The following is a 3,006-nucleotide window of genomic DNA, read 5'->3' as shown; positions in this document are numbered from 1 at the left end:
GCAGTACGAATTTTCGGCGAATGTCGTCTTCACAGTATAACCAGATTGCTTGGGGTTATATGGTCAAGTGAAGAAGCGCATACGGTGGATGCCTTGGCAGTCAGAGGCGATGAAAGACGTGGTAGCCTGCGATAAGCTTTGGGGAGTCGGCAAACAGACTGTGATCCAGAGATCTCTGAATGGGGGAACCCACTCAGCATAAGCTGAGTATCTTGTACTGAATACATAGGTGCAAGAGGCGAACCAGGGGAACTGAAACATCTAAGTACCCTGAGGAAAAGAAATCAACCGAGATTCCCTTAGTAGTGGCGAGCGAACGGGGACCAGCCCTTAAGTTGGTTTGAGATTAGTGGAACGCTCTGGAAAGTGCGGCCGTAGTGGGTGATAGCCCCGTACACGAAAATCTCTTATCAATGAAATCGAGTAGGACGGAGCACGAGAAACTTTGTCTGAACATGGGGGGACCATCCTCCAAGGCTAAATACTACTGACTGACCGATAGTGAACCAGTACCGTGAGGGAAAGGCGAAAAGAACCCCGGAGAGGGGAGTGAAATAGATCCTGAAACCGTATGCGTACAAGCAGTGGGAGCCTACTTTGTTAGGTGACTGCGTACCTTTTGTATAATGGGTCAGCGACTTATATTCAGTGGCGAGCTTAACCGAATAGGGGAGGCGTAGCGAAAGCGAGTCTTAATAGGGCGTTTAGTCGCTGGGTATAGACCCGAAACCGGGCGATCTATCCATGGGCAGGTTGAAGGTTGGGTAACACTAACTGGAGGACCGAACCGACTACCGTTGAAAAGTTAGCGGATGACCTGTGGATCGGAGTGAAAGGCTAATCAAGCTCGGAGATAGCTGGTTCTCCTCGAAAGCTATTTAGGTAGCGCCTCATGTATCACTGTAGGGGGTAGAGCACTGTTTCGGCTAGGGGGTCATCCCGACTTACCAAACCGATGCAAACTCCGAATACCTACAAGTGCCGAGCATGGGAGACACACGGCGGGTGCTAACGTCCGTCGTGAAAAGGGAAACAACCCAGACCGTCAGCTAAGGTCCCAAAGTCATGGTTAAGTGGGAAACGATGTGGGAAGGCTTAGACAGCTAGGAGGTTGGCTTAGAAGCAGCCACCCTTTAAAGAAAGCGTAATAGCTCACTAGTCGAGTCGGCCTGCGCGGAAGATGTAACGGGGCTCAAACCATGCACCGAAGCTACGGGTATCACCTTCTGGTGATGCGGTAGAGGAGCGTTCTGTAAGCCTGTGAAGGTGAGTTGAGAAGCTTGCTGGAGGTATCAGAAGTGCGAATGCTGACATGAGTAACGACAATGCGAGTGAAAAACTTGCACGCCGAAAGACCAAGGTTTCCTGCGCAACGTTAATCGACGCAGGGTTAGTCGGTCCCTAAGGCGAGGCTGAAAAGCGTAGTCGATGGAAAACAGGTTAATATTCCTGTACTTCCGATTGTTGCGATGGAGGGACGGAGAAGGCTAGGCCAGCTTGGCGTTGGTAGTCCAAGTTTAAGGTGGTAGGCTGGGATCTTAGGCAAATCCGGGATCCCAAGGCCGAGAGCTGATGACGAGTTGCCTTTAGGCGACGAAGTGGTTGATGCCATGCTTCCAAGAAAAGCTCCTAAGCTTCAGACAATCGGGAACCGTACCCCAAACCGACACAGGTGGTTAGGTAGAGAATACCAAGGCGCTTGAGAGAACTCGGGTGAAGGAACTAGGCAAAATGGCACCGTAACTTCGGGAGAAGGTGCGCCGGCGAAGGTGAAGGGTTTACCCCGTAAGCTTTTGCCGGTCGAAGATACCAGGCCGCTGCGACTGTTTATTAAAAACACAGCACTCTGCAAACACGAAAGTGGACGTATAGGGTGTGACGCCTGCCCGGTGCCGGAAGGTTAATTGATGGGGTTAGCGCAAGCGAAGCTCTTGATCGAAGCCCCGGTAAACGGCGGCCGTAACTATAACGGTCCTAAGGTAGCGAAATTCCTTGTCGGGTAAGTTCCGACCTGCACGAATGGCGTAACGATGGCGGCGCTGTCTCCACCCGAGACTCAGTGAAATTGAAATCGCTGTGAAGATGCAGTGTATCCGCGGCTAGACGGAAAGACCCCGTGAACCTTTACTATAGCTTTGCACTGGACTTTGAATTTGCTTGTGTAGGATAGGTGGGAGGCTTTGAAGTGGGGACGCCAGTTCTCATGGAGCCATCCTTGAAATACCACCCTGGCAACTTTGAGGTTCTAACTCAGGTCCGTTATCCGGATCGAGGACAGTGTATGGTGGGTAGTTTGACTGGGGCGGTCTCCTCCCAAAGAGTAACGGAGGAGTACGAAGGTGCGCTCAGACCGGTCGGAAATCGGTCGTAGAGTATAAAGGCAAAAGCGCGCTTGACTGCGAGACCCACACGTCGAGCAGGTACGAAAGTAGGTCTTAGTGATCCGGTGGTTCTGTATGGAAGGGCCATCGCTCAACGGATAAAAGGTACTCCGGGGATAACAGGCTGATACCGCCCAAGAGTTCATATCGACGGCGGTGTTTGGCACCTCGATGTCGGCTCATCACATCCTGGGGCTGAAGCCGGTCCCAAGGGTATGGCTGTTCGCCATTTAAAGTGGTACGCGAGCTGGGTTTAGAACGTCGTGAGACAGTTCGGTCCCTATCTGCCGTGGACGTTTGAGATTTGAGAGGGGCTGCTCCTAGTACGAGAGGACCGGAGTGGACGAACCTCTGGTGTTCCGGTTGTCACGCCAGTGGCATTGCCGGGTAGCTATGTTCGGAAGAGATAACCGCTGAAAGCATCTAAGCGGGAAACTTGCCTCAAGATGAGATCTCACTGGGATCTAGAATCCCCTGAAGGGCCGTCGAAGACTACGACGTTGATAGGTTGGGTGTGTAAGCGCTGTGAGGCGTTGAGCTAACCAATACTAATTGCCCGTGAGGCTTGACCATATAACACCCAAGCAATTTGCTCATGCAGGTTGCGGTGGTGAAGACGAAACGC

The 3,006-nt window shown here is 52.1% G+C and carries 1 rRNA gene; it reads left to right on the top strand.

Annotation, left to right across the window (positions count from 1 at the left end):
- The first annotated feature begins 61 nt into the window (after window positions 1–61).
- Window positions 62–2,954 (top strand): 23S ribosomal RNA (locus M2396_RS24140).
- Window positions 2,955–3,006 lie beyond the last annotated feature (52 nt).

Origin of the sequence: Pseudomonas sp. BIGb0278 (genome assembly GCF_024809895.1) — a bacterium.
Classification (GTDB): Bacteria; Pseudomonadota; Gammaproteobacteria; order Pseudomonadales; family Pseudomonadaceae; genus Aquipseudomonas; species Aquipseudomonas shirazensis.
This window is presented reverse-complemented; position numbering and strand designations above follow the sequence as displayed.